The organism is Methylobacterium sp. J-077 (assembly GCF_022829365.1).
In the GTDB taxonomy this organism is placed as follows: domain Bacteria; phylum Pseudomonadota; class Alphaproteobacteria; order Rhizobiales; family Beijerinckiaceae; genus Methylobacterium.
The window spans coordinates 23,148-48,427 of the sequence record NZ_JAKSYJ010000236.1; the positions used below are offsets into that span (position 1 = coordinate 23,148).

The following is a 25,280-nucleotide window of genomic DNA, read 5'->3' on the forward strand; positions in this document are numbered from 1 at the left end:
CAATTTCCGCACAACGCGCGCTCACGGATTGACAGATGAGACCGACGCACCGGTGGGACGATCTCCAGGCTTTCCTCGCCGTGGCGCGGGCCGGCCGGCTGACGGAGGCCGCCCGGCACATGGGCATTGAGCACACGACCCTGAGCAGGCGCCTCTCGCGGCTGGAGGCCGCGCTCGGGACCAAGCTGTTCGACCGTCGGCCGACCGGCTACGGCTTGTCGGTCGAGGGCGAGCGGCTGCTGCCCCGCGCCGAGGAGATCGAGCGGGCGGCGCTGGGCATCTGGCTTGACAAGGTCGACCCGGCCACGGGCCTGACGGGGTCCGTGCGGATCGGCGCGCCGGAGGCGTTCGGGACCTTCTGCCTCGCCGAGCGGATCGGCGATTTCTCGACCCGCCATCCGGGCCTGTCGATCGAGCTCGTGGCGACCCCGCGCGCCTTCAGCCTCTCAAAGCGTGAGGCCGATCTGGCGATCGGCCTCACCCGGCCCGCCACCGGGCGCCTCCACGCCCGCAAGCTGACTGATTACGACCTGGGGCTCTACGGTACACCGGCATACATCGCCCGCTGGGGTGAGCCGAAAGACAAGGTCGACCTGCACCGGCACCGATTCATCGGCTATATCGACGAACTCGTTTTCTCACCGGAACTTGATTATTTCTCGGCGGCACTGCCGGGCGTGCAGCCGACGATCCGCATCTCGAACGTCATCACGCAGATGACGGCCGCACAAGGCGATGCCGGTCTCTGCATCCTGCCCTGCTTCATGGCCGACCGGTATCCGGACCTCATCCGTCTTCTGCCGCACACCGTTCGCATCACCCGGACGTACTGGCTTCTTATGCATGCCGATCTTGTACATCTCCACCGGACAAAGGTCGCTGCGGAATTCATTGTTTCAGTCGCCCGCGCAGCTCGGCAATCATTTTTACCGCAAAGGATCACATAATTGATTAAAGTGAGCTCAATCGAGCTTTATTTTTGGAATAAGTATTTCAATGTCGCCATAACGTACTCAGTATGATCGTTGATATCTCTTGCGGCTGCCATGCAGCCTCGCCTAATTTGGTCTGATGCGCGATCGATAGGAGATTGCCTCGTGCTCGTGCCAGCTGATGGACCGCGGCCGGCAGCAATTCTATCGTCCCGGTGTCGTTGCTCATGAAGTATGTCGACGCTCTCAAGATGTACGAGTTGGCGATCGTTTGGGCCGAGATTGTGCGCACGACGCGCAGCATGGTCATTCTTCGCGATGTGATGACAGTAGTAGACAGATCGATCGCAACAGCCGACGGCATTTGGAAGCGTCTCGCATCGTCAAACGTCTCCTCGCTCTAACCAAGGGGCGGCGCGGGTTAGCGGGTAGCTGTCCCCGACCCTGGTCCGGTCGACAGCGGCTTTGCCGATGCGATTGAACCCATTTCAGACTTGATCGTGCGCACCGCTCCGAAAGAAACGATCCTTGAGCGTAACTGTCCGCACACAATTGGCCGGCGCTTCGTGCCCCGATGTCCGCTTCGGAGAGATAGTCGGCATTCGGTGAGTGACTGATATGGGCGCATTGCAGAACGTCTGCTGTTTTGGAGACCATCGGTTTCCGCGGTTGACCCAAAGCAGCCTCTTGAAATGTCCGCTCCCGGGCAGCGTGAGCCCCCCTTGAAATGTTCCCTCTGCGTTCTCATGATGGTGTCTTGGCCGCGTGCGAACGGGGGCGCCTGATGAGGCAGCTCGAGATCGAGAACCAGCTTCGGGATGTGGTTAGCCGCATTGTGGTTCAGGTCGAGCTAGCAACCTCTCAGGTACGGACCGACATCAACCTCGCGCTCGAGGATGCCTTCATCCCGATCCTGAAATCGGTCTATAATCTGCCCCACCTCGTCAATCTGAATCGGAAGCAGAAGAACTATCCGGGTATCGATCTCGGCGACGACCACGACCGCGTTGCGTTCCAGATCACGTCGACCACGACGCTCGACAAGGTGAAGGCCACCATCCGCCAGTTCATGGATCGGGCCTATTATAATACCTTCGACGAGCTGTTCATCCTCATGCTGGCTAGGAAGCAGGCCTCGTACAGCCAAGCGTCGATCAACGAGATGCTGACCGACCGGTTCGCCTTCAACTGCAAGAAGCACATCATCGACCTTGGCGATCTCCTCGGCCTGGTGTCTGGCCTGCGGCTCGCCGCGCAGGAGAGAGTGCTAACCGAGTTCAAGCACATCCTGGGTGAAGTCGACGCCTTCATCAGCTTCAGCTCGGATGGGGTGGCTGCACCGACCGCGATCACGTCCAACCTGCAACGGATCCGGCTGCCCGAGGCCGCTTACGTCGCCGAGCTTACGATCGATGATCAAGCCGTAATCGACCGGGCCAAAGCGGAGCTCAACTACAAGGGCAAGGCCAAGAGCCGGAAGTCCGTCGTCAAGATGGCGCTGCTCTTGAACGGCGTCGAGACCGACGCCTGGGTCTGTCATGACAATAAGCTGTTCTCATTCCTCGATATCGAGCAGTGCGGGCTGCGAAGTGTCGTCGACGAAGGCTCAGTGGAGCGGCTGGAGATCTCCGACCTTGCCAACTCTCCCGAGCTGGATAATGTCAACATCTTGAAGCAGCTACTCTCTGCCGAAGTCTGGGAACAGTTAAAGAAGCATCACGTCCGCAAGCATGCCAAGGACGGGTTCTTTTTCTTCGGTCCCATCGAGGAAGGCCAGATCGAACGGAAGGAGACGTGGGTCGGCAAGAAGACGGCGACCCGGCGGGTGTATGAGCTGAAGTACCAGCGCAAGGACCCGACGAAGGTCGCTCACCACACACATTTTTCCTTCGATTTAACGTTCTCGAAGCTGGACGGCGACTGGTACGCGCAGATCGTGCCGAGCTGGTATTACTCGTACAACGGCTATGTCAAATCGCATTGGCACGAGGACCTACTGTCGACGCAGAAGCGGCTCGAACATAACGCCAGCGTCCGGAACATGGTCCGCTTCGTCGCCCACTTCCTGTCTAAGCTAGACGATGCCAAGTATGTAGGCCTGCAATTCCTGCCGTTGTTGGAATTCGACGTCTCTGAGGCTGATGAGGCCGATCAGGTCGAGGGCGACGAAGGCGACGATCTGGCTGAAGGAACTGCCGCATGAAGCTGACCACGCTGGCGGAACCGCTGCTGGAGTTCGGTACCGGCACCCACATCTGCCCCCGCACCGGGATCGAGCACATGGGGGTCTACGACAAGCGCGACGAGCTGCGCCGGACAGAGCTGCGGATAGGAGTTGTCGGCCGCGGCGAGGGGGTCGATCTCCTGGACGAGTGGCTGGAAAAATGCCGGATCGGCATTGAGCGCAAGAAAGAGTCGAAGCTGCTGAACCTGTTCCGTGGCTTCGGCGGGATCAACCAAAACTATGGCTTTCTGACAAAACTGATCAACTCGCCGCAGTACACCCGCACCCTGAAGAAGTCAGACATCACGGAAGTCGTGAAGATGGCCTCTCGCGTCGATCGCATCGAGCGCGCCGTCGAGTTGTACTACGAGCAGATCCGCTTCCTGGCCGAGAACAGGGCCGTCGATGTGATCGTCTGCGTCATGCCGAACGAGATGTTCGATTCCGTAACGACGGCCGATAACGACGACTCGGACGAGCATGATCTAGAGCACAATTTCAGGCGTATCCTCAAAGCAAAGTCGATGCACCTCGGCACACCGCTTCAGCTCGTACGCGAGAAGACTATTCTCATCACGAAGTTCGCTGGCGATCAGCAGGATCCAGCCACCAAGGCGTGGAACTTTTGCACGGCTCTGTACTACAAGGGCAACCGCACGATCCCGTGGCGCCTAGTCGAAGATACGGCGAAGCTGCGGTCCTGCTACATTGGGATCGGGTTCTACAAGAGTCGGGATGGCGCGACGCTCTCGTCCAGCCTCGCTCAGGTTTTCGATGAGTTCGGGCACGGCATCATCCTCCGCGGCACCCCAGTCTCGATCGACAAGAAGAACCGGCACCCGTACCTAAACGAGGAGCAGGCCTACGAGCTGTTGCGCGATGCCCTGGACGAGTATGACCGGGCCCTCGAGCACATGCCGGCGCGAATTGTGATCCACAAGTCCAGCTATTTCCGTGACAGTGAGCGAGCCGGTTTCCTGCGGGCACTCGACGAAAAGGGCATCCGGTCGAAGGATTTCGTCGCGATCACCGATACCGAGATTAGGCTCTTCGGCGACAGTGACTATCCTCCGAAGCGTGGCACCATGCTGACGATCTCAGAGACTGAGGGCGTGCTCTACACTCGTGGGACAGTCGATTTCTACAAGACCTATCCGGGTATGTATGTGCCGAATCCGCTGAAGATTACCGTCTATGAGCAGGATTCATCCCTCGAAAGCTTGTGCGACGAGATCCTTGGGCTGACGAAAATGAATTGGAACAATACCCAGATGGATGGCCGGCTGCCAATCACGCTGGAGTGCGCTCGGAAGATCGGAGACATCATGAAATATGTCAGTCCAACAGAGAAGCCGCAGGTCGGTTACAGTTTCTACATGTAGCCCGGTTTAAAAGAATTGCCACTCGGTCCTAAGCCCTGAAGAGAACCCCGGGGGAAGCAGCTGTCCTGAATGGGCGCACGTTGATTCTGAGCTGACCGTCCTCCCGAGTGTCGGCTTTTGGGCAGGCAGCCAATGTCGGCTGTTGGCGCACAGCAACTGGGAGGAATGGCCAGGTCTGGTTCCGAAGGTGGCGGTCCGCTCGCAGTTTGGCGGGCAGGCGCATCGGTCCCTCGCCTCGGAGGTTTTAAAACGGAAGGAGCCGCCGAAAGCGGGCAATGTTCACGAGCGCCATGAGGGACGAGGCCACGTAGGTGAGGGCTGCGGCGCGCAGTACGGTGCGGGCGCCGGGCATGTCGCCTGCGTCCAGGAAGTGACCCGTCTCCAGGATGGGCAGGGCCCGGCGGAAGCTCGCGTCGAGTTCGACGGGCAGTGTCAGGACGTGGAACACGAGGCGAACGCCGAGGAGTGCGATGCCGATACCGACCTGTAGGGCGAGCAGCACCGGCGAATGGACGAGAGCGAGCACCACGGGCGCAGTCATCATCACCACTGCCGCAGCAAACTCGAAGCCCTGCACGACCGGGGCAAAACTCACCCGCGCCGCGAAAAGCTGGTCTCCCGCCGCGTGCTGGAGCGCATGGGAGACCTCGTGTGCCGCGACCGCGACCGCCGTGATCGAGCGGCCGTCATGGTTCCCCGGCGACAGCCGCACGACGTTCGCGACCGGATCGTAGTGGTCGGCAGGCGCGATCTCGACGATGACGTGCTCCAGCCGTGCCAGGTCGAGCAGATGGCGGGCAAGCTCGCCGCCGGTCCCGGGCAAGTCCGGCCGCTCGGTGGCGTATTGCTGCATCGCCCGGCGCACCCACCACTGAGGGCCGAACACCAGGCCGAACAGGAGGGCGGCGCCAAGCGCTAGGAGGATGGGCACGAGGGATATGTAGGCACGCGGCCGTATATGTGGAAGCGCGGCGTCTTACCCGAGAAGTTCACAGTCCGACAATCGCGCCACAGGCGTCAAAGACCGGACTGGGTGGGTAGCGGAAGTCAGCCACTAGCCTCGAAGCGGACGTTCGGCATCCGACCCATTCCGGGCATTGGGAATGTCCGCTTGTGGGCGGCGAGCCCGCGGCTATGAACCTTAGGCGGGGTTGACTGGGGGTGTTGTGCTCCACCGCGGTTTGTTGCCCTTTAGGCACCTCACGAGGCGTTAGCTCGAGTGTCCTTTTTAGACTGTTGCCGTTTCTGCTCGTTAGCGACTCTAGCGATCCGCTCGCATTGGGCGAACAGCTTTTGCGCGTAACGCCGCCTGGGATCGGGGTTCTGTCGTACCCGCCCGCGCCGCGTCGCGACCATTGGGACGGACAAACGCCGCGAGAAGCTCCGGCGCGCTCCGGCCGCCGCACCAATGCGATAGCGGCAGAACCCGAAGCTCTTCAAGATGGCGGGCCTTCTCGCCGGTCGCATCCTCGACGGTGACCGTCAGTCCCACGCAGTCCGACACTTCGAAACGTGCTGTATACAAAACCCTAGTTTGCATACAGCGGCGCAGGTTCTCTGCGCTTTGGCGTAGCGAGCACGCCGCAGCCAACCCACGCTTGTTCTTGATTCGTTCACAATGTAACCCAGCGGGGTCACGCGGGATGCGGGGTCAGCGCTCTGCACGGTCCAACTCACCCCGAAAGGAGCGCGGGACAGGGGGCGGCGATCGTATCGTCTGGGTTGTCAGCGTCCTTGCGCCCAGCCAGTCTCGGCCGCAGTGAACGACACTTGAGGTCGTTGCATTCGCCGCTGGGAGGGCAGGTGACAAACACCATTATCCGCGTCGCGATCCACGACCTAACCAAAACCCAGGGCGCCTTCGTCGTTAAGCACGGAAAAAGCGATCTGAAAGTTACTCAGACGATGCAACGCGTGATCGACGACCTCACCGCTCTCTACGCCAAGCGGACCTCGAAATCTTACGGGAAATTCGCGGTCGATGAAGATCGATTTCCGACCGAGAAGCACCTTCGCGTCTACCTCAACGTCCAGCCCAGTGACTTCACGACGCTGACGCACAAGATGATGGAAACGCTGAAAGCCCAGGCGGGCTACAAGGGCGCTGCCACGGGCGGCCACGTCTTCTTCGCTCACTTCGAGCGCGAAGAACGGCAGTACCTCCTAATCGCGATCGTCAACGAGAAGCTCGGCGCGTCGATGACGAGCGACCTCGATGTCCAGGATGTTCGCCATCTCGACATGGACGGTTTTCGGTTCGCGGGCCGCATCAACATGACCGGCTGGGCCAACGGCGAGGAGCGCTACATCGGCTTCTTGAAGGGCAAGCGGGAGGTCTCCGAGTACTTCAAGGAATTCCTAGGCTGTGACACCACGGTCCAGAACCGCCGCGACACGGCCGAGCTCGTCCAGGCACTGATGGCATTCGCCACCGATGAAGACATGGACACCCCGAGCAAGGACGATTTCCTCGCCCGCGCGAAAACTATCTGCGAGCGTTCGGCCAAGGCTCAGGAGGAACTCAGCTTCGAAGTGCTGGCCAACGAACTGAGCCCGCAGGATCCCGAGAGGCTGATGACCGTTCTGGCCGATCCCGATCTGCGCCTCAACGACGGCTTCGTGCCTGATCGCCGCGCCCTCGGACCGCTGATCAAATTCAAGGGCAAGACCCCGACCTGGAGCATCGAGTTCAACCGCGATGCGATCACCCGCGGAAATGTGCGGTTCAACGCTGAGGACAACACCCTCACGTTGACCGGCCTGCCCGAGGATCTCACAGCGCAACTGCGCGCTGAGTACAGCCAAGATGGCTAGGATCACATTCGACCAGCTGACCCTGCTGTATCGTCATATCGCCTTCGATCAGAACGGCGATCAGGGAAGGCTGTCGATTGCGACTCCAGAAGTCCTGGAGGTCATCCAACTCATCGAAGATGACCAGGGTGTCGCTGTTGACGCAGACATCGTGGTGCTCGACGACGACGCGCTTCAAGTCGGTCAGATCGTATCAGTCCGCGTCGGCCCACCCCGGATTGCGCTCGGCTCCCTCGTTCGCGACTTCGACGGGTTACTCGATACCCCGGAAGCGCGGATCAAAGAACCGCGCGCCTACTTCGTCATCGACGGCGGTATCACACCGGACATCGATCCCTGTCCCGAACGCTTAGCGACCTATCGCAAGGTCCTCGAGTTCACAAAGCTCATCGGCGAAGCAGCGGCCTATGTCGATCAATCCAAAAGGGAATTGATCTTCATCAAGGATGGCAAGTTCAGCGTTCCGCTGGCGTATAAGGCCCTCGACTTGGGCCGTGTGAGCGTCTCCGATGCCGACGCCATTCTCAGCGCGTGCGCCGATGAGATTCACCGAGACCAGAAGCTCGCGATCCTCGCCGAAGCCGTCATCGGGATCTGCGCGGCTCAGCCCGTCGCAGTCCGGTTTCGCCACCTCATCGCAAACCTCGGTTCGGTGAACGAGGAAGTTCGCAACGGCTATCAGCTGTTCGCGTCCAGCTTCTCTTACTCAAAGATCCGCAACGAGATCGAAGCCGCACGCATCGATTATCTCAACAAGATCCATAAAACGATTATCGATATCCAGACGCAGTTGCTCGGTATCCCTGTCGCGACGGTCATCGTCGCCTCGCAGCTGAAAGTCACATCCGTCTGCAGCGTCGAGTTCTGGACCAACTTCGCCGTCGTCGTGGGAGCGTGGATCTTCGTCGCGCTCTTGGCGATCGCCATCGGAAACCAATGGGCGACGCTGGCGTCCATATCCGACGATATCGCGCGCCAAAAAACCAAGTTTCAGCGGGACTTTGCGGCGCTCAGCGATCAGTTCGATACGATTTTCGTCACCCTCGCCGGTCGGATCAAATGGCAGCGAAGGTTTCTGGGGTTTGTTGGCATGCTCGCAGTCGTCGGGGCAGCGGTGGCCACGTTCGTCGCGTATCGAGTGACCAACGTCCCGTACATGAGCTGTTGGTCGGGTGAGGTCTCGGCGTCGGCACCAACACCGATCCCGCCGGCTGTGACGCCTGTCGCACCGGCTCCGACGCCTCCGTCGCCTGTCTCGCCAGCCAACACACCGACGAACGCGTCGCCGTCTAAGCCAAGCCCGCTACCCGATCCGGCTCCGCCAACGCCCGCCAAGCCGAAAATGGCTCCCCCGCCACAGGCCCACCCGCAGCCGTAAGTGGTTTGCGCTGTCAGAAGCGCCAGGGGAGGAGAGGACACTCCGTGTCCCCGCAGTTCGGCTGATAGCTCGGTAGAACTGATCGCATAGGAGCGGCCCGCTCCAGGGGCCGACACGGCGACGGTCATCCGAAACTGAATGTCCGTTACCGGGCGGTCAGCTGATGTCCGTTCATGGCGCAAAGCAGAATTTTCTCCAGCTGAAGGACATATTCGTTCAGGGTCTCGCGTTGTAGTTAACGACCGAACCAGTGGACGCGCGCGGCGCAATTTCTTGCAGAAAGGACGATCAAACATTACAGGACAGCCCCCCGACCATCTCCTAGAGCCGTTTCCGGTCAGGTAGCGACGGCCAAATCGTTCTCGTAGCCGGCTGCGGCGAGGTAGTTGCGGCACTCCTGCGGGGTGAAGCGCGTGAAGGCCTGGCGGATCGCCGCCCAGAGATCCAGGATCGTGCGGGCTGCCGCGCTGCGCAACAGCGCCTTCAGCTTTGCGAAGGCCTGTTCAATCGGGTTGAAATCAGGGCTGCAGGACGGAAGGTAGAGCAGCCGCGCTCCTGCGGCCTCGATCGCCTCACGCACGCCGGCGACCTTGTGGGCTGGCAGGTTGTCCATGACGACGATGTCGCCAGGGTGGAGCGGAGCACCGGGATCAGGGTCTCGGTGACGTAGCTGCGGAAGCGCCTACCGTTTGTGGGACCGTCCAATAGCGCGGTGGCACACAGTCCGCTGGTGCGAAGGGCGGCGGTGACGGTGGTGGTTTTGTAGTGGCCCAACGGGGCCGTGAGCCGGCAGCGCTCGCCGCGCGGTGCCCAACCGTAGCGGCGCGCCATGTTGGTGGCGGCCGCCGTCTCATCCAGGAACACCAGCCGCTCCGGGTCGAGCTCGGGCTGTGCCTCGAACCACGCCTCGCGGGCAGCTCTCACGTCCGCACGCTCCTGCTCAGCTGCGTACGTCGCCCCTTTTTCCAGCTGATCCCGTGACGGGCAAAGAAGCGCGACAGGCCGCTCGTGCTGGTCTGGATGCCCTGCTCAGCCAGCCGGTCGCGCAGTTCGCGTAGGAAGAGGCGTGGCTCCTGCTCGGAGGTCGCCAGGATCAGCCCGGCATGCGCCTCTACTCGCTTCGAGGTGTGATCGCCGCCCATCGGCTTGGAGGCGAGTTGGCCCTCGTGGCGGAAGCGCTGCAACCAGCGGCTGGCGCTCGACACGCTGATCCCAAAGCGAGCCGCGGCTCGGTGGCACGAGGCACCCGCCGCCACGGCAGCTACGACACGCTCGCGCAAGTCGATGGACAGAGGTGAAGGCATTGGAATGCTCCTTCACCCGTCAACGCGCCACCCGCTAACCCGTCGCAAGCAGCCCGGGACCGGCTCTAACTAACGTCGCGCCCCATTATATTAATTCCGTCCGACGTTGAGTCGACGCATACTAAATTCATGCATTTTGAAGATCAAATAAGTTTTTTACGAACGGTATTGTAAAGCCCTACTCAATCCCAGGGGGCGTTGGAATTTTACAAATCTCTTGGAACAACGTCGATACAGAATAACCTTCACCATAAATCTCGCTTGTATCACCGCTACTGTGTCCCATCAATCGATCTCTCATCTCTGGTGAGACATTGTGATTTTTGCAAAGGGTCGAAAACCGATGCCGGAATGAGTGATTCGGACTTATTCTCTGATCTATGATTTTGAGATTTTTCCTGACCCATCTGCTCAGCACCTTAGTCGCGTTTCCCCCGCGGCTTCCGAAGCGATCTGGTGTTGCGTCCTCAAAGAGATACCTGCCCCGGCAAGCCGATACGAATTCCAGAAATCCCTCCTCAATGAGTTTAGGATGAATCGGGATTTTACGTTTCGAACCGGACGTTTTCAGGTTTTTCTTGACATTTTTGACATTACGATCTGCAGAACTGATATAATCGTCGGAATCAACCTCTGTAGTCATATTAAAATAATGAATGTTTTCATATTTCTTTATGTCTGAACGTTCCAGCTGACAGATTTCGGAAATACGCGCACCAGTAAAACAGGCAATCCACGGGGCCCATCGACGATAACCTTCTCGCCCGCGCGCGGCGAGGAGAACGCATGCGGTTTCCTCCTCTGTGAACTCCCGCTTCGTTGATCGACGCTGTCCCTTGACCACGGCCCGCGGTTGCTTGAGGCCGATGAAGGGGTTGGTCGGACATTTTCCGTTTGCCACTGCCCAGCTATAGATCGCTTTGACGGCGTAAATGTCGTTGGACACGCTCTTTGCCGACCGAGTGGCGAGGGATGCAAGCTTCCAGTCCGACGCGTCCGACAACGTCGCAGTCTGAAACGAGCCGCCTCGCTCTGCGAGGAAAGAAGCCCACCGCTCTACCTTGCTCGAAAATGTATAGACGGTCTTTTCCACTGGTTGGTGGTCGCGGCTCCAGCCCTCCAGAATCGTTTCAACGGTTGGCGCGTCGGGCTTCTGAGTTGGCGGCGTAGTCGCGAAATCCTGTGTCGTTGGGATGGTTTCCGTCGGGATAAACGACGGTGTCGGACGGGTCGCACCGTTCTGCCGATCCTTGATGATCGTCATGAGATCAAGCTCGGCTTCGACGAACGCTAAGTGGACACCTCGGTCCGCCTGGGACCCAAACTCGAGATGGAGGCCCGCTTCGAAGACCGTCGTCATTGCAGCGAGATCGAAATGGGTCGCCCCACAATCGCCGCGCGCGTTCGCTTCGCGCAGTTCCGCCTCTCGGGCTTCGATCTCTCTGCCCAACGCAGTGAACTCGGCTTGGCTCAACGGCTGAGTCCCACGGCGTCGGCTCTCATCGTTGGCTAGCTTGCGATGCCGAAACGTCGCGACCAAACTTTTGATCGTCAGTTCGTCGAGGTGTGAGATTTTTGGCTTTGTGTGAACGGCCAAACGACGCCTGGTGAGGCTGATCAGCGCGTCCGCCTCTCTGTCCAGGTGGCGCGCGCTCTCGCGAGCCAAGTCGGCGTCACGCGTACCGAGGCTGACCCAGAACTCCCGGCCGGCTCGGCTCCCTTTCAACGTGACAGGCGCGGCCTCGCTGAACACGCCCGGCGCGGCCGACGCGAGCACGAATGGCATGTCCGGCCGCAGGGCTTCCGGGATGGTGCGACGGTAATAGAAGATGCCCCGGCGCTGGACCAGACCCACCATCGACCTCATGGCTTCGTAGCACTCCTTCGTAGCAGGAGCGCGCTCAAAAGCCTACGATACCAAAAAGATACCGCTATTGCAGGTGCTTAGGGACCGAATGGCGGAGAGGGGGTCCGCCCGAGTGGCGCTCATTGCTGTTATTTGTCATGCACTTAGCTCCTTAGCCTAGATTGCTACCCACGATCATATCCATGTGATTGCTGCACCCTACCCGCACGGGATACGCGAGCGACGTTCGAGACTTTCGACGCGATCAAGCGCACTGTCTAAAAGTCGACTTCGGTCGACCTCCACGCCTGCCTATGTTCTTGGTCGATCGCCGGGTGGGCGTGGATGCTGTGAGGGTCGGCAAAACGGAAACCGTTTCCGTTTTCAAAAAGCGACACGGTGTCGTGTTTGGCCTCCTCGGATCTGGGGAGCGCAAAACGGACACGATGTCCGTTATCCAAAAGCGAAACCGTTTCGCATTTGACCGCTCTCGTGAGTCGCCAGGTTGGCGACACACGTCGACCTAAGAAACGCTTAGGCCGTCCACCCAAGGTGAGGGACGCGTCCCCCACCCTGTCGAGCCTGGCCTGACGCCCTAAGCTCAACTTAGCCCTCGCCAGCTTGGCGAACCCTCTGTCGACCAAGTCGCCAGGTTGGCAACTTGAACTGACGCGACCGCCAACTTGGCGCCTGCGTCCGATGATGGACCGGACAGACTGGCACCGCCGAGATGGATGGACAGCGGGCCCACGCCGCCTACCATCGGAGGCTACGACCCCAGCGATGGAGCCTAAAAATGAACCTCGAAGACGAGGTCCAGTGGATGCGGCTGCGCGTCGTCGCGCTGGAAACGAAGGCCTCCGAGGCGCAGCGCCAGATCCGTGCCTTGAGCTGGGGGGTGGTGCTGCTGTTGGCCATCGCATGCGCGGACTTCATCAGGATATTCGTCGGATAAGCGACACCTCGACTCCGACGGGCACTGGCATCGGCGGGATCGCCGGCACGCCGCTGAGCGTGCGCGGGATCGGGCCTCGACCGACTGCGATCAGCGTCCGCAGGCTCCGGGTGGCGTAGTAGTTCGCCCTGCGCATGTCGTGGGTGGCACGGCGGACCCGCCTCGTGTGCCACCACGCCACCGCGACGATGAACGGGCTGATCAGGCGCATAGGGCCTCCTTTGCCAGCCGATCGATGTCGTCCCTTGCGTCGTCCTCGTACTGGCCGAGCGTCATCCCGATCCGGTGCTTCAGCAGGATCCCCGGCAGGCTCACCATTGGCAGATCCATGAAGGGCGCGACGGTCTCATCGATGTCGGCGTCCAAGTCATCCGCCGGCCGCCGCGCGACGAGGTAGGCGACCCATTCAGGCGTTGCCACCAACTTCCGATCTGCCTCCTTCAGAGCTTCGAGATTGAAGACCCGCGGATCAGGGTGGGGATGCGCTTGCTCGGCGACGCTGTAGAGCCGGGTCGCCTCGGCCCAGAGCCGGTCAAACTCGACAAGCTTAGGCAGTAGCGTCGGCACGAGGGCGAGGAACTGGGCCTCGTGATCCCGCAATTTTACGAGGGCAGAAGGAAGGGCCATGACGGCCCCACCTGTGATCGGAGCGGCGAGGATGGCACCGAGCGCGGCGCGGCGGGTGGAGGCGGTCATCGGCCACTCTCCTGCCAATCGGCGCCGACAGCCGCCAAGACGATGGCCGCGCGGGTGGACGGTGCAGCGACGGGGGGACGCTCAAACCGCCTACCCCCACCACTTGAAGGATTGAGGGTACCGTTGTCCTGACACCACTCACGACGGAACCGTTCGACGGCAAGGGCGATCCTTACCGGCTTGTCTGCGGCTCCAATGGCGTCCAGCTCAATCAGCGCTTCGCCATACTCGACGGCGAGCCAATCAGTGTAGGCCTTTAGCAAAGCGGGCGTCACTGGAAGGGCTACCGCGGACGGAGCCCCGATCAGGGTCACGCCGCCGCCGATGAGCGGAAGCATGGTGAGGCCGCGGAGGAAGCCGCGGCGGTTGCCGGGGCCGCTCATAAGCAGCCTCCATAGCCCGGGAAGCCCTGCTCGCCGAGCGCGTGGAAATCGGCGATGCCGTTGTCGTCGGTGTTGGCCTCGGCGTCGTGGCCGTCTTCAGCGTCATCGTAGCCGGAAGATCTGAAACCTCGGCCAGACCTCTCCAGTGCAGTGGCTTCGCAGTCGGCGTCGCCATCCCAGCCGTCGAGGAGATCGATCAGCCCCTCGACCAGGTTCTCGACCTCGGTGCGGGACAGGGCGCGGATGCCGTGGGTGAACTGCCCCGCAAAACCTGAGTGGGACACAGGTTCAGCCGCTCGCATCGCGCGGATGGCCTGTGTGACCGGTCCTACCTGTGCTGAAGGCAAGCGCGGGCGTTCACCGCCACGGAAGGGCGGTGTAGAGTGGTGGATAGCCATGAACAGCACTCCTGGTGCGGTTGGTGGTCAGGGCCGGATGGAAGATTGAGCCCTTCCGTTCGGCCCGTGTTTGTTGTAAACGGGAAAATATGTGGATGTCAATTCCCGTAAACGCGAAACGGCGTGGCCGACCTCCGGGGCAGACAGTCCCGGTGCAGGTTCAGCTTCGCCTCACGGCTGAGCAGGCCGCTGCTCTCGATGCGCTTCGATCCGAGGATGGATCGGACGGACAACATCGATCTGAGGCCATCCGCCAGATCCTCACCGAGCACCTGAAGGCGAAGGGCTACCTGACATGAGGCCGGAACCACTGGCCGTGGGACTGGGCGTCATGGTCTTCGCGGTGGCTGCGGTCAGGCTCCTCCACGGCGCGGGCTACCACTACGCCGGAGTCATGATCCTGCTGACCGGGCTGCTTGTCGGCGGCCTCATCACGGTGTTGGGTAGGGCAAGGGCGAACTGAAGGGGCCGACGGTGGAGGACGAGGACCGCGAGTTCGAGCACTCTCCGTTGTCTGGTTCGTTCACCCGCGAGGGTGAGACCGTCGACGTGGAGATCTATCGGACCGCGGGGACGCAGGATCCCTGGGAGCTGGCTGTCATTCACATGTCGAGCGGCAGCACCGAATGGCAGGAGCGCTTTGCAACCGAGCAGGACGCCTACCGTGCGTTCGCCGAGGCCGTGGAGCGGGACGGCATCGCATCTTTCGGTGCCGTGCCCATCAGCACGCGGCACTGACCCCATCCGCGGCCTCGTGGAGGAAGCGCTGAAGGCGAAGCGGTCCTGACTTATTCCGGGGATAAAAGCGGATCGCTGGAACGGCTGCGAACGCTTCCAGCTTCCCTGTCACTCTTGTCACGTGACACCTGACGGCCGCCGACGCATAATCCGCAAGCCAATACCGTGAACCACCATCACGCTTTTGCGCCAGGGACCCCGCAATGACCGAGCTTCGCACTGATGAGAAGTTGCTGGCCGCAATCCAGCAGTCGGCGACCCTGTCTCTGCCCCCCGATCAGATTGAGCGGCAGCGCCTATCTTTCGTGATGGGGGCCATGCCTATGGACAGCGAAATGACTCGCGAGGACATCCGCGAGGTCCTAAAAAGGCAGAGAGGCGAGCCCCAGCGGTAACAACGTTTCGCCGCCGTGATTATTCATGAACTTGCCGGTAGAAGGGAAGACCACCCCGTCTACCGGACGCTAGAAGCAGAGAACGGGAGTCGTCAGTATGACTTTCTTCGTTCAATTGTTGCGGCATCATTAAATATTGAGCGTCCGTTTTTCTCGCAGCATATCATCAAGGCGCTAAATTTTCACGCGATAGCCTGCTTGCACTATGACGCCGGCGTATATCGGCCGTGGCTTGTGGAGGTGGGTCAGCACAAGCCTCCCGAGCATTTTCGCGTTCCGGCTTTGATGGACGACTTCGTTAATGAAGTAAATCGAGCGTGGGACAAAAGTGATCCAGTTGTGCTCGCTACGCATGTTTTGTGGCGCTTAAATAATATACATCCATTTATCAACGGCAACGGACGAACAGCTCGTGCGGCTTGCTACTTCGTGTTGTGCCTTAGGGCTGGTGGCTGGCTTCCCGGAGACCCAATTCTCCCTGAATTGATCCGCCGTGAGCGGGATGAATACTGTGCCGCGCTTCAGATTGCGCACGATACGCATGCGCTGACAGGGAATGCCGACCTTGCACCTCTCCATTCTATTGTGGCGAAGCTTGTGACCGAGCAATTGGGGTCGGCCGCATCCAGCACAGTCACCTCAGAGGTAGCGGTCAATCCGGCAGCATCTTCAAGCGCGGTAACGGCTATCTCGCCATCGCACTAGACCATCTCTTCCCGCTCGATACCCACGGTCTGGCAGGTATCCTCCCGCCATGAGCTACGCCCTCGCCGCCGTGATCCTCGCAACCAACTTCTAAGCTGTCACCGACTCCATGCTGGGCAGCGCCCGACCGCACCTCTTCATCGCCATCCCGGCGGCTATCCTGCCGGGACGCGCTAAGCTCAAACTCACAACGCGAAACGGCCGAGGTGATGCCTCGGCCGCTGCGTCGACTATGGTAGTGAAGCTTACCGCAGTAACTGCAGTATGCCCTGCTGGGCGGTGTTGGCTAGCGACAGGGCTGAGATGCCCAGCGACTGACGAGTGGACAGGGCCTGCGAATTTGCGGCTTCCGCGTTAAGGTCGGCGGCTGTAAGGTTCGAAGAGCCGGTGTCGAGGACGTTGACTATGTTCTTCGTGAAATCCTGGCGGTTCTGAACTACTGACAGGTTAGAGCCAAACGTAGAGGCATCGGTACGCAACTGGCTCGATGCAGTCGTGAGCTTATTCAGAGTCGTGTTGACGTCGGCGTTGAGCAGGAAGTTGCCCTGGCCAATCGTCGATGTATTATTAGATGTACTGGTTATCGACGTCAGGCCGAGACCGCTTGATGTTTCGTCAGTCGCAGTAACTTGAAGGTTCGAGTTGCCCTTCGGGTTGAAGTTGATCGTCAGGTTGTTGTTGGTGCTCTTGCCGTTGATCAGGTTCGTGCCGTTGTAGCTTGAGTCGCCTGCCAGCTGATCGATCTGGGTCAGCAAGCTGTTGTATTGCGAAGCCAGCGTGGCCCGGGCCGACACGCCCGACACGCTCAGATCCGAGCTCTGACTCGCCATTGTGGTCAGCGCGCTCGTTCCGTAGCTGGGACCGGAATTTGCCGTGCCGGCCGTAAAACCGAGCGCCGTCTGGCTGGCTGTGTCCTTGAACTCCAGATCCGAGGACGCGTTCATCACGATCTTAGTGCCGTCGGTGCTTTTCGTGAAGCTACCAGCGCCAACAGCCGTGTTGAGCTTGGTGAGGGTCTGATCGATTGTGTCGCCAGTCGCTAGTGAAACGGTGGTGGCGGAGCCATTGATATAAAGGTTCAGGGTGGCGGCTCCAGTTGGGGCAACATAGGTGCTTGAGGCAGTACCCGTGGTGGTGATCTGGGTAGACAGCGCTTGGTTGGCGACCGACTTGGCCTGATCGACCAGCTTCTGGATCGAGGTGATACCCTGGTTGGCGGCCTGGATCGACTGGATCCCGTTGGAGATACCATCGAGTAGATTGCCGAGATCACCGGAGCGCTGACTGAGCGATTGGGCCGTAAAGAAGTTCACCGGGTTGTCGAGGGCCGAGGAAACTTTCAGGCCGGTGGAAAGCCGGTTCTGAGTGGTCGCGGTCAGCGCAGCCGTATCCTGCAACGACAGCAGGTTCTGACGGGTAGCCGCGGTAAGCGTGACACTGGAAGACATTGGTTACGCATCCATCATTGAGCGTGCACCGCTTTTTTGCACGACAAGATGAACAAAATATTATTGCGCTCGTGAGCAGAGAAATCATTCGCTCCTTGAGACAGCAATATCGATCTCGGCTCTACGCACCCGTCATTTGATCGCTACCAGAGTGACGGGGCTGCGGGCCTACTACGCTTTCGCCATCTGCCGCCCGTGGTTCTGCACGATGCCGCGGAACGGGACGCCCTCACGCCTGCCCGCTGTTGGCCGCCATCGCGTAGGCCCGGCCCTGGTACAGGGATGCAAACCGAGTGAGCCGGGATCGTTAAGGGTAAGGGTGCAAGCCCCTGACAGGGGGACGTGGCCATGTTCAAGATCCGCAGCTTCGTTCTGGATGGCGTCGCGCTGCTCGGCATTGCGGCCGGTGTCGTCGCAGGTGTGGGCGGCTATGGCTACGTACACAGCTTGCCAGGACGGCTGGAGCATATGGTTTCGGCCATCGAGAAGCTCGACGTTGAATTCACCGGTTCCATCGCTCAGCCGCCCCAAAAATCGCCCCCTCTCAAACCGCCATCCCGCTCTTAAACAGGGCGACAGCTCACGCCTGCCCGTAGTTCGCACCCATCGCGAACGACCGCTTCTTGAACGACTCCTGCAGGTCCGAGGCGATGCCGTGCCCGTCCGTGGCATGGGTGTTGACCGTGATGCCGCCGTTGAAGGTGGTCGCCGACGAGTTGTCGACTGCCGAACGGTTGTCGTTAGAGACGCGGGAGGCCTGAGCAGCCTGGGCGGCGTGAACCTGCACCACGGCCGCCGCAGCGGCGGGAATGCCGTTCCAGGCTGACGGGGCCGTTGCTGCTGCGGGCACCTGGCGCCGCTCATCCTTCGGGTCGGCGAGGATGTCCGGTCGGCGCGCAGTTGAAGCGCCGGGCCGCAAGTCCTTGGCAGCCGCCTGGATGGTAACGATGTCCTTATCCCGCTGGGTCGGCAGCGGCATCGTGGACGCCTTCGGGTCGACCTTCTGCATCAGGGCAACCGCCGTGGCGTTTTTGGCGCCGACGAGGGAAGCCCATTCCTGTCGGAGACCGGCGGCATTAGCGCCGCGCTGGCGGGCGAGGTTGGCCCCGATCCGGTCCTGCGTCTTCTCGTCGAACAGGTCGGTGCCCTTGAGCCCGAGCTTGCGCATCTGATCCCGAAGGGTGTCGCCGACGATCTGGTAGCGACCGAGCGCCGATGAATTCGGGTTCCCCGGCTGCCGGCGCATGGAGTTGCCGAGCGCCAGGATCTCGTCGAGCGTCTTGCCGGTGAGGCTCTGTTCCTTGCCTCCGGGCAGGTAGCGCCCGTAGCCGAGCGACGTGTTGTACCCACCGCCGGGTTGGCTCGCAGTGCCCTCTGACCGGGCGATATGATCCAACACGTCCTTATAGGCTCCTGGGTTGGCCGCAACGCCACCGGACTGGTCGCCCCGGGCGGCACGATGCGCTCGTGTGCGGATACCAGCTGCGCCGTCAGCCGCCTCGGCCTCACCGCCACCGAAGATACGCTTCACCCGGTTCCAGCCCCGGCTGATGGCGCCACGGACGCGATCACGCTGACCGATCCGCTCGTCATCGAATTTCTTGGTCTCCGGATCGGTCTTCTTGGCCTCGGCGTACTCCTCCGCCGTCTGGAACCCATGCCCCATCGCTGCCGCCCCGATGGCGACAGGCAAGCCGACCCGGAGCATGGCTGCCAAGAGGGAGGAATCGCCCAGCACCAGAGCCTTCCGGATCAGGGCGATGGCCGCCAGCACCTTGCCGACCTTCTCCAGGGCCCACAGACCGAACAGGCCCTCCACGACGTGGGTCCAGCCACCGACGGCCGCCACCGCGGCGGCGCAGCCGTCAATGAATGCTTTGATGCCTTGCTTGATCGGCTCCCAGTCCAGCGACTTCAGCCAAGTGACGAATTCCTTGATGCCGCCCACGATGTTGGTTTGCAGCCAATCCTTGTTGGCGACGACCAAGTCCTGAAAATACCTCAGCAGGTCGACGATCGCCGGCGTGACGGCGGTCGACACCTTGCGCCCGAAATCCTCGAACACCTGGTTGAGGTCGCGCCACGCCTCCGTGCGTTGGCGGGCGGCGTCGGTGTCCGCCTTGCTGGCGATGCCGAGCCGCTTGGACTTCGCAACCATAGCGTCGTAGGCGTCGCCGCCCTGGACGAGCTGGGCGACGAGGTCGGGATCGAGCCCGAGCTGCTGGCCCATGTAGTTTGCGGTCGCTGCGCCCTGCGTGTCGTGGATGACCTTCAGATTGTCGGCTAGATCGTGGAAGGTGTCCGACATCTTCCGGTTGAGGTTGATCTGCTTCCCGCCTGCTGCCTGCACACGGTAGAGGAACGGCAGGATCCCGGTATTGCCGGTGGTCTTCAGTTCTTGGATGCTGTCGGAAAAGCGCTGGAACGAGCCGGCAGCCCCATCATAGGAACCGCCGGCCCGCTGCACCGCGGAGGCAACGGCAGCAATATCGGATGGGGCTTGCCCGAGACGCTGCGCGAGCCTGCCTAGGGCGCTGTCCGCCTGCGTGATGTCGGCAACGAAGTCCTTGATGGCACGCCCGGCCGTGAAGATGGCGAGGAGCTTCAAGGTATTGCGAGCCAACCGCTCAAGCGACTCGGACGCCTTATCCATCGCCTTCTCGACGCCGGCACCTTCCTTCTGCGCCGCCTCCCGCGTTTTGCGCATCGACGCGTTGACCTGCGCCGAGCCCTTGTTGAAGGCGCTCGGATCGAGGCCGATGGTAATGGCAAGCGCGTCGGCGAAAGTTGCCATAGCTCTTAGTCCTTCACTTCTACTTCGACGCTGTTCAGCAGATGGCCGGAGTCGCGGAGCGGTGCGTCAAAGCCCTTACGAGCGATCGTCGAAGGCGCGTTGGCTGGCGTTGAAAATGTGATGATTGAGGCCTGCAATTGATCGGCAACGGCATGACCGAAAAGATCCAGAGACCTTTTTGCGTCGTAGTTTGTTGCTTCCAGTATCTTTGCTAGAGCCTTGGGCCAACCGGGGCCGTTGTCGGCAATTGTGTTCCGCATGAATGGCCGAGGCGGGATCTTCTGAGCCGGCGATCCGAACTCCTGGATTGCGGCCACCATGGGCGTGGAGGTCCCGTCAGGGTAAGTCGACCCTTCGAGGAAGCCGACGCGCACGGCCGAGCCAGTGCTCAGCTTCGCCGCCATGCCCTTCAGGATCGCTTCCAGCTTCTCGCCGCCCTTCACGCTCGCCATGGCCTAATCCTTCAGTGCAGCCCGCAGCGCGGATCGCTCGAGCTCGAACAGCAGCTTCGCGTTGTCCCCGCCGGCCTTGGCCCAGGCGAGCAAGGTGAAGGTCACGAGGAAGGTAGTCGGATTGCCGTCGGCCAGGCTCGGGTTGGCGGCCAGCGCGCACTCGGCGGCGGCATGTGCCTCCACGGCCGTTTCCAGGCCAGGCACGGTCTTCAGGCTTCCGAGGTCGATCATGCTGGTGCCTTCTGCTCAGCGCTCCCGGCACGGAGCATGACGCGCCGGGAGCCATGTCGGAGCGGGTCGCCAAGCCATGAACAAGCCTGGTCCGCCTGCCGTCAGTTACTTCAAGAACGCCACTCGACAGCTTGGCGCCGCGCGGCCAGACCAGCCGCACTCGCCGCGCTCACCCGCCCAAGCCGACCCGGGAAAGGCGGATGAATACGCGGCATCTCATCACCGCGCGGATGCGCCGGGGCCGGGCTCGCCGGGCAGCAGATCCGCGACGGTCTGAAGCTCGGGGAAAGCGGCGTCCGGATCGGTGCGCAGCCGTGCCACGGCCTGGAGCCAGTCAGGGGCCGTGCCGCGGCTGAAGTCCCGCGTCGTCCAGTTCCCGTTGGCGAGCCCGTTCAGGCCGTTCATGGTCGCCTGGCGCTGCTTGTCGGCTTCGAAATGGGACCGCCGATCCGCGCTGGCCTGGTAGATGAGCTGCGCGGTGCGAACGCACGTTTCAGCGTTCTTGATCGCCGTCATCGCCACCGCGATGGCTGCGGGCAGCTCGGCCGCCGCCACGTCGGCCGTGGCCGTGCGCACGACATCGCCGGCCTGCTCGGTCCAGTACTCCCAGTCCTCGAGCGGCACCCGCACCGAGGCGACGGACTGCCGGACGGCCTCAAGCTCGTCCTCCGCTTCGCCCACCCGCTGCCGGGCGAGGCGCTGCCGATCGCTGGACGGCACGGCGGCACTGGCCGCAGCCGCAGCGGTGATCTCAGCGGCACGGTCCTCCTTGGCCTGGTTCAGGTCGGCCTGGGCGACGTGCAGCGCACCCGCGGCCTCGGCCTCCATGGATTCCGCCGCCCGGATAGCGGCGCGGCAGTTTTCCAGACCGCGCTGCCGCTCGGCGAGCAGGTCGAGCGCATCCGCGAGGGCCTGGCGCTCGGGCGAGCGGGCGGACGGCTCGGATACGAGCGCGAGCGCCGTACCCTGCCGGTGATCGCGGGGCGCCATCAGGAGGCGTGCCCGATGCGACCAGTGCCGAACCGATCCTCGAAAGACTGCGTCTGCGCTGAGTCCATCGCGACGCGAGGCGGTTGCTGATTATAGCCATTATGGGCGCCCGGGCTTGGGTCGGATCGCACCCGCGCGACCTCTGGGAACCGGGAGGCGAAGCCAGCAGCATCGTGGGTGACGCGCGGCGAGGCACCAGCACGCCCCGCAGGCCTGCTGTCGAAGCCCAGCGCGATGTTTCGGTGAGCCCGGCGGATCGTGCGGCGGGTCGAGGTCGAGTAGCCGTCCTCGGCCATCTGCGCGCTCGGGTTGGTCTCCTCCGCGTCGTCGACCACGTCGTCAACGAGGTCCTGAAACTGCTCGAAGTCGCCCGGCGAGAGCTTGTCTGCCAGGAAAGACATGAGCTTGTTCAGCTTGTCCTCGTCCAGCGGGGCGCGGTCGAGGGCGATCTTCACGCGGCCGGGCTTACCGACGGTGTAGGCCTTGCTGCACTTCGACATCGAGGCGCAGAACTTCATGGGTTCGGGCATAGGAAATTCTCCTGGGTTGGTTCAGGCCGCGGCCTTGGTGCCGACGGCCGCGAAGGCGGCGATGATGGCCAGGCCGATGTGTCGGGCCTCCCGGGGCGCTCCGGCGTGGTCCTCGACAGCCGCGACCTCGTGGGTCTCGGAGCCGTTCGACATCTCGACCACGACGACACTGGCGCCGTTCACCCGATCACGGGGGAGTGCGGGGCGACGGGTAGCGGTGAGGGTGTAGCCAGCGACAGAGCCGATCGGCGGCATGTGCAGTGGGGTCATAATCAAAAGCCTCTCATAAATCGGATGCCCATCGGATCACCGTGGCGCCGGCTGTACGCAGTCGGGCGCTTCGCCCATTCCATCAGCTCTTTGCTGATGACGAGCGGCTTCGGACCGGTCTTCACCAGAACCACCGCCCCGGCCGCAGCATTGGCCACGTCGTCGTGCGCACCCTTCACCTGTGGGTGGTCGATGATGTCCCGGCCCGTGCCACGGGTCGTGCGCCGCTCCAGCGAGACAATCTGCATCTCAAGCTTGGGCACCTCGATCAGCCGCGCGGACTGTGAGTTCAAGATTGGCAGGAAAGCTGCGTAGATCTCGGTCTTGCTCTTATCCGAGACCTCGTAGGTCACGCCGTGCTTGGCGAACTGTTCGCGGGGCCACTCGCCGGCGTACTTGTCGCCCGTGACTGTGTGGACCCCGTACGCCTTCAACGTATTGGCGAACCGCTCCACCACCAATGCGGGTGAGGTGCCGACCGTCTCCTCGCGGATAGCGTCCAGGAAAACGACGTCGCCTTCCAGATGCGCGATGCCCAGGGTCATGCTGTCGGCGCCGCCGCCGGCCGGATCCACGAAGGCGACGTAGCGGACGCCCTGGACCGGGGCACGTTCCCGGACGCCTGGGTCCATGCACGCCTGCACCGCCTCCAGGGGGATAAAGGCTTCCACGTCCTTCCGGAACTCGGCGCCATACTCGGCTGCGGCTGCAGCCGGATCGCGGGTGTAGGCTCGCTTCACCACCGCGGGGTCGAGGCTCGGGTTCATGGCCTGGGAAGGCGCCCGCAGCACCAGCACAGCCGCATCGCCGTTCGGGCCGTAGTCCCGCTGGTGGGTGCGATAGAGCTCGCCTTTGCGGGCATAGGGGCTCGACAGCACGCAGAGCGGGCCGCCGGTGGTGGCCAGGCCGGGACGGATCGCGTCGAGGATCAGCGTGTCGGGGTTGGCGCTGTTCTCCAGATGCCAGAAGGCCACCTCGTCACAGAGCGCCGCCGCCAGGGTCTCGCCGCGGATCGTCTTGTAGTTCGCGGGGCGGACCTCGATGTCGACGCCGGCCTTCAGCCGGATGGTGTCGACTGTGGGCTCGCCCTCGACCATGTCCCGCATCTCATCCGAGTGCGTGAACACGCCCAGCACGTAGCTGAACACCTTCGCGGCCTGGACCGTGGTCGAGGCCATGATCGGCAGCTTCACCCGCTCGCCCGGGGCTGCCAGGGCGGCGTAGTCCACCAGCCCAGCGAGGTAGGAGCCAAGCACGCTGAAGGCGCGGGACTTGCCGCCGCGACGGCCCACAATGCCCCATAGCTCGTCGACAGGACGCTCGGGCTCACGCTCGCGCCCGGTGAGCGTGGTGAAGATCACCCGCTCGTCATCGGTCAGCGCCTCGCCCCGGGAGGCGATCAGGATGGCGCGCCACGGCGCCCAGGTCTCGCCGGGCAGGATCTCCCCGAAGATGGCGGGATCGGCCAGGGCCTCGCGCATGGTGCACAGGGGGCGGCAGGCTGGGTTCATGCCGGGCGCCTCGCATAGCGCTCGCGCAGTCCAGGCCGCTCAGGAGCCTTCGGGGGCCCCATGCGGCGCGCCTGCCGGTCCATGCGGTCGCCGATCTGACCCAAAGCCTCCAGGTCGACGTTCTGACCGCTCGCCATGGCCGCGTGCAGCTTGGCCAGTTCCACGGCCAGGCCGGCATAGGCGCGGGCCGCCTCGCGCTGCGTGACCGACATGGCGGCCTTGCCGCCGCGCTCGGCCTCAACCTCGTCCAGCACCGACTTGTAGTGCCTGGCCGCCTCGGTGCTGCCCGGCACCGTCACGAGGAACGGCCGGCTGCCGTTGGCCAGCGCAGAGCGCTGCTTGGGGGAACGAGGACTGACGGACTGTGCTTGGATTGACATTCGACCAACCGGCTGTGGTCTGCCGAATATAGTGCTATTGTGCCGAACTGCACAATATTCCGCAGCAATCCGCCAATTTCCGCAGCGACTATATTTCAGAATGTTTGTTGCGCATCAGTGCGCCGCGTGATGCCGAACAGTGGCGTCCGATGCCTCGTGGATGCGGGTCCGGTTTTAGAAATGGCGGCGAACGTGGGAGGCCGTGTGGGTAGCGGCTGAGTCTAAATCTCAACTCTTTGATAGTACGCCGCTTTTTAGACTGAGAGGCGGACGACGTATCCGCCACGAGGGGTTTTCGAGGGGTGGAGTTGCCTGCGCTAGATTTTTAGAGGGGTGCGGACTGCGCGTGGGCGCCTCGTCCAAACCCATTCCCGAACCGATCCCCACAGCGTGTTGAGCGATCTGATCGCCCTCCTACACGCGTAGCCGTTCCCCATCCTTCTCACGGCTACCGCCCTGCATTCCCGTGCCTACCCGCCTGCTAACTGTGCTCGCCTTCAGCTACCGTCACACCGTCACAGACC

25 protein-coding genes and 1 pseudogene are annotated in these 25,280 nt (G+C 62.1%); 10 read left to right on the forward strand and 16 right to left on the reverse strand.

What is annotated here, in order from left to right:
- The first annotated feature begins 35 nt into the window (after positions 1-35).
- The 3 genes from MKL11_RS29770 to MKL11_RS29780 all read left to right on the forward strand — a co-directional run bounded on the left by MKL11_RS29770 (position 36) and on the right by MKL11_RS29780 (position 4,538).
- Positions 36-947: a LysR family transcriptional regulator gene (locus tag MKL11_RS29770; RefSeq protein WP_243950376.1), complete on the forward strand. Its 912-nt coding sequence runs from the start codon at positions 36-38 to the stop codon at positions 945-947.
- A gap of 769 nt (positions 948-1,716) precedes the next feature.
- Complete coding sequence (locus tag MKL11_RS29775; RefSeq protein ID WP_243950378.1) at positions 1,717-3,135, forward strand: SMEK domain-containing protein; 1,419 nt, start codon at positions 1,717-1,719, stop codon at positions 3,133-3,135.
- On the forward strand, positions 3,132-4,538 hold the full coding sequence (locus MKL11_RS29780; RefSeq protein ID WP_243950381.1) for an argonaute/piwi family protein: 1,407 nt from the start codon (positions 3,132-3,134) through the stop codon (positions 4,536-4,538). The genes MKL11_RS29775 and MKL11_RS29780 overlap by 4 nt, the downstream gene beginning before the upstream one ends.
- A 244-nt stretch (positions 4,539-4,782) precedes the next feature.
- On the opposite strand, the gene MKL11_RS29785 is transcribed toward MKL11_RS29780, so the two are convergent.
- A complete protein-coding gene (locus tag MKL11_RS29785) occupies positions 4,783-5,469 on the reverse strand; it encodes a zinc metallopeptidase (RefSeq protein WP_243950383.1) in 687 nt (228 codons plus the stop codon).
- Positions 5,470-6,341: 872 nt separating this feature from the next.
- On the opposite strand from MKL11_RS29785, the gene MKL11_RS29790 reads away from it, so the two are divergent.
- Together MKL11_RS29790 and MKL11_RS29795 are read left to right on the forward strand one after the other, a co-directional pair.
- Positions 6,342-7,352 (forward strand): nucleoid-associated protein, encoded by a 1,011-nt coding sequence (locus tag MKL11_RS29790; RefSeq protein WP_243950385.1) that lies wholly within the window; start codon positions 6,342-6,344, stop codon positions 7,350-7,352.
- Positions 7,345-8,730, forward strand: a complete 1,386-nt coding sequence (locus MKL11_RS29795) for a hypothetical protein (protein ID WP_243950387.1) — start codon at positions 7,345-7,347, stop codon at positions 8,728-8,730. The genes MKL11_RS29790 and MKL11_RS29795 overlap by 8 nt, the downstream gene beginning before the upstream one ends.
- A gap of 337 nt (positions 8,731-9,067) precedes the next feature.
- On the opposite strand, the pseudogene MKL11_RS29800 reads toward MKL11_RS29795, so the two are convergent.
- Together MKL11_RS29800 and MKL11_RS29805 are read right to left on the reverse strand one after the other, a co-directional pair.
- Positions 9,068-10,034: pseudogene (locus tag MKL11_RS29800) on the reverse strand (IS630 family transposase).
- A gap of 178 nt (positions 10,035-10,212) precedes the next feature.
- Positions 10,213-11,901: a site-specific integrase gene (locus MKL11_RS29805; RefSeq protein ID WP_243950389.1), complete on the reverse strand. Its 1,689-nt coding sequence runs from the start codon at positions 11,899-11,901 to the stop codon at positions 10,213-10,215.
- A gap of 775 nt (positions 11,902-12,676) precedes the next feature.
- Between MKL11_RS29805 and MKL11_RS29810 the strand changes: the two genes are divergently transcribed.
- On the forward strand, positions 12,677-12,835 hold the full coding sequence (locus MKL11_RS29810; RefSeq protein ID WP_243950390.1) for a hypothetical protein: 159 nt from the start codon (positions 12,677-12,679) through the stop codon (positions 12,833-12,835).
- On the opposite strand, the gene MKL11_RS29815 is transcribed toward MKL11_RS29810, so the two are convergent.
- The 4 genes from MKL11_RS29815 to MKL11_RS29830 are packed head-to-tail and all read right to left on the reverse strand — an operon-like array spanning position 12,816 to position 14,312.
- Entirely contained in the window at positions 12,816-13,046 is a 231-nt protein-coding gene (locus tag MKL11_RS29815; RefSeq protein WP_243950392.1) for a hypothetical protein, read from the reverse strand. The two genes, MKL11_RS29810 and MKL11_RS29815, sit on opposite strands and share 20 nt — an antisense overlap.
- Entirely contained in the window at positions 13,037-13,531 is a 495-nt protein-coding gene (locus MKL11_RS29820) for a hypothetical protein (protein ID WP_243950394.1), read from the reverse strand. The genes MKL11_RS29815 and MKL11_RS29820 overlap by 10 nt, the downstream gene beginning before the upstream one ends.
- Positions 13,528-13,914 carry a hypothetical protein gene (locus MKL11_RS29825; protein WP_243950397.1) on the reverse strand — a complete coding sequence of 129 codons (387 nt, stop codon included), beginning with the start codon at positions 13,912-13,914 and terminating at the stop codon, positions 13,528-13,530. Before MKL11_RS29825 ends, MKL11_RS29820 begins: the two co-directional genes overlap by 4 nt.
- Positions 13,911-14,312, reverse strand: a complete 402-nt coding sequence (locus MKL11_RS29830) for a hypothetical protein (RefSeq protein WP_243950399.1) — start codon at positions 14,310-14,312, stop codon at positions 13,911-13,913. The genes MKL11_RS29825 and MKL11_RS29830 overlap by 4 nt, the downstream gene beginning before the upstream one ends.
- A gap of 295 nt (positions 14,313-14,607) precedes the next feature.
- Between MKL11_RS29830 and MKL11_RS29835 the strand changes: the two genes are divergently transcribed.
- The 3 genes from MKL11_RS29835 to MKL11_RS29845 all read left to right on the forward strand — a co-directional run bounded on the left by MKL11_RS29835 (position 14,608) and on the right by MKL11_RS29845 (position 16,150).
- Entirely contained in the window at positions 14,608-14,775 is a 168-nt protein-coding gene (locus tag MKL11_RS29835; protein WP_243950401.1) for a hypothetical protein, read from the forward strand.
- Positions 14,776-14,786: 11 nt separating this feature from the next.
- Positions 14,787-15,050, forward strand: a complete 264-nt coding sequence (locus MKL11_RS29840; RefSeq protein WP_243950403.1) for a hypothetical protein — start codon at positions 14,787-14,789, stop codon at positions 15,048-15,050.
- A gap of 410 nt (positions 15,051-15,460) precedes the next feature.
- Entirely contained in the window at positions 15,461-16,150 is a 690-nt protein-coding gene (locus tag MKL11_RS29845; RefSeq protein ID WP_243950405.1) for a Fic family protein, read from the forward strand.
- 245 nt (positions 16,151-16,395) lie between these two features.
- On the opposite strand, the gene MKL11_RS29850 is transcribed toward MKL11_RS29845, so the two are convergent.
- A complete protein-coding gene (locus MKL11_RS29850) occupies positions 16,396-17,598 on the reverse strand; it encodes a flagellin (protein WP_243950407.1) in 1,203 nt (400 codons plus the stop codon).
- A 348-nt stretch (positions 17,599-17,946) separates the two neighbouring features.
- Between MKL11_RS29850 and MKL11_RS29855 the strand changes: the two genes are divergently transcribed.
- Positions 17,947-18,165: a hypothetical protein gene (locus MKL11_RS29855; RefSeq protein WP_243950409.1), complete on the forward strand. Its 219-nt coding sequence runs from the start codon at positions 17,947-17,949 to the stop codon at positions 18,163-18,165.
- Positions 18,166-18,178: 13 nt separating this feature from the next.
- Here MKL11_RS29855 and MKL11_RS29860 read toward each other — a convergent pair whose 3' ends face one another.
- From MKL11_RS29860 to MKL11_RS29895, 8 genes are all read right to left on the reverse strand, one after another.
- Complete coding sequence (locus MKL11_RS29860) at positions 18,179-20,392, reverse strand: hypothetical protein (RefSeq protein ID WP_243950411.1); 2,214 nt, start codon at positions 20,390-20,392, stop codon at positions 18,179-18,181.
- 5 nt (positions 20,393-20,397) lie between these two features.
- On the reverse strand, positions 20,398-20,844 hold the full coding sequence (locus tag MKL11_RS29865; protein ID WP_243950413.1) for a hypothetical protein: 447 nt from the start codon (positions 20,842-20,844) through the stop codon (positions 20,398-20,400).
- A 3-nt stretch (positions 20,845-20,847) separates the two neighbouring features.
- The gene (locus tag MKL11_RS29870; RefSeq protein ID WP_243950415.1) at positions 20,848-21,075 is read right to left on the reverse strand and encodes a hypothetical protein; all 228 of its coding nucleotides are present in this window, start codon (positions 21,073-21,075) and stop codon (positions 20,848-20,850) included.
- A 219-nt stretch (positions 21,076-21,294) separates the two neighbouring features.
- On the reverse strand, positions 21,295-22,065 hold the full coding sequence (locus tag MKL11_RS29875) for a hypothetical protein (protein ID WP_243950417.1): 771 nt from the start codon (positions 22,063-22,065) through the stop codon (positions 21,295-21,297).
- A complete protein-coding gene (locus tag MKL11_RS29880) occupies positions 22,065-22,583 on the reverse strand; it encodes a hypothetical protein (RefSeq protein WP_243950419.1) in 519 nt (172 codons plus the stop codon). The genes MKL11_RS29875 and MKL11_RS29880 overlap by 1 nt, the downstream gene beginning before the upstream one ends.
- A gap of 33 nt (positions 22,584-22,616) precedes the next feature.
- The gene (locus MKL11_RS29885; protein ID WP_243950421.1) at positions 22,617-22,865 is read right to left on the reverse strand and encodes a hypothetical protein; all 249 of its coding nucleotides are present in this window, start codon (positions 22,863-22,865) and stop codon (positions 22,617-22,619) included.
- Between the two features lie 2 nt (positions 22,866-22,867).
- A complete protein-coding gene (locus tag MKL11_RS29890; RefSeq protein WP_243950423.1) occupies positions 22,868-24,376 on the reverse strand; it encodes a hypothetical protein in 1,509 nt (502 codons plus the stop codon).
- A complete protein-coding gene (locus tag MKL11_RS29895; RefSeq protein ID WP_243950425.1) occupies positions 24,373-24,756 on the reverse strand; it encodes an NAD(P)/FAD-dependent oxidoreductase in 384 nt (127 codons plus the stop codon). The genes MKL11_RS29890 and MKL11_RS29895 overlap by 4 nt, the downstream gene beginning before the upstream one ends.
- Positions 24,757-25,280 lie beyond the last annotated feature (524 nt).

Coding starts and splice junctions, on each gene's coding strand:
- MKL11_RS29770 (WP_243950376.1), top strand. CDS start 36: ATGAGACCGACGCACCGGTGGGACGATCTCCAGGCTTTCCTCGCCGTG.
- MKL11_RS29775 (WP_243950378.1), top strand. CDS start 1,717: ATGAGGCAGCTCGAGATCGAGAACCAGCTTCGGGATGTGGTTAGCCGC.
- MKL11_RS29780 (WP_243950381.1), top strand. CDS start 3,132: ATGAAGCTGACCACGCTGGCGGAACCGCTGCTGGAGTTCGGTACCGGC.
- MKL11_RS29795 (WP_243950387.1), top strand. CDS start 7,345: ATGGCTAGGATCACATTCGACCAGCTGACCCTGCTGTATCGTCATATC.
- MKL11_RS29805 (WP_243950389.1), bottom strand. CDS start 11,901: ATGAGGTCGATGGTGGGTCTGGTCCAGCGCCGGGGCATCTTCTATTAC.
- MKL11_RS29810 (WP_243950390.1), top strand. CDS start 12,677: ATGAACCTCGAAGACGAGGTCCAGTGGATGCGGCTGCGCGTCGTCGCG.
- MKL11_RS29815 (WP_243950392.1), bottom strand. CDS start 13,046: ATGCGCCTGATCAGCCCGTTCATCGTCGCGGTGGCGTGGTGGCACACG.
- MKL11_RS29820 (WP_243950394.1), bottom strand. CDS start 13,531: ATGACCGCCTCCACCCGCCGCGCCGCGCTCGGTGCCATCCTCGCCGCT.
- MKL11_RS29825 (WP_243950397.1), bottom strand. CDS start 13,914: ATGAGCGGCCCCGGCAACCGCCGCGGCTTCCTCCGCGGCCTCACCATG.
- MKL11_RS29830 (WP_243950399.1), bottom strand. CDS start 14,312: ATGGCTATCCACCACTCTACACCGCCCTTCCGTGGCGGTGAACGCCCG.
- MKL11_RS29835 (WP_243950401.1), top strand. CDS start 14,608: ATGAGGCCGGAACCACTGGCCGTGGGACTGGGCGTCATGGTCTTCGCG.
- MKL11_RS29850 (WP_243950407.1), bottom strand. CDS start 17,598: ATGTCTTCCAGTGTCACGCTTACCGCGGCTACCCGTCAGAACCTGCTG.
- MKL11_RS29855 (WP_243950409.1), top strand. CDS start 17,947: ATGTTCAAGATCCGCAGCTTCGTTCTGGATGGCGTCGCGCTGCTCGGC.
- MKL11_RS29860 (WP_243950411.1), bottom strand. CDS start 20,392: ATGGCAACTTTCGCCGACGCGCTTGCCATTACCATCGGCCTCGATCCG.
- MKL11_RS29865 (WP_243950413.1), bottom strand. CDS start 20,844: ATGGCGAGCGTGAAGGGCGGCGAGAAGCTGGAAGCGATCCTGAAGGGC.
- MKL11_RS29870 (WP_243950415.1), bottom strand. CDS start 21,075: ATGATCGACCTCGGAAGCCTGAAGACCGTGCCTGGCCTGGAAACGGCC.
- MKL11_RS29875 (WP_243950417.1), bottom strand. CDS start 22,065: ATGGCGCCCCGCGATCACCGGCAGGGTACGGCGCTCGCGCTCGTATCC.
- MKL11_RS29880 (WP_243950419.1), bottom strand. CDS start 22,583: ATGAAGTTCTGCGCCTCGATGTCGAAGTGCAGCAAGGCCTACACCGTC.
- MKL11_RS29885 (WP_243950421.1), bottom strand. CDS start 22,865: ATGACCCCACTGCACATGCCGCCGATCGGCTCTGTCGCTGGCTACACC.
- MKL11_RS29890 (WP_243950423.1), bottom strand. CDS start 24,376: ATGAACCCAGCCTGCCGCCCCCTGTGCACCATGCGCGAGGCCCTGGCC.
- MKL11_RS29895 (WP_243950425.1), bottom strand. CDS start 24,756: ATGTCAATCCAAGCACAGTCCGTCAGTCCTCGTTCCCCCAAGCAGCGC.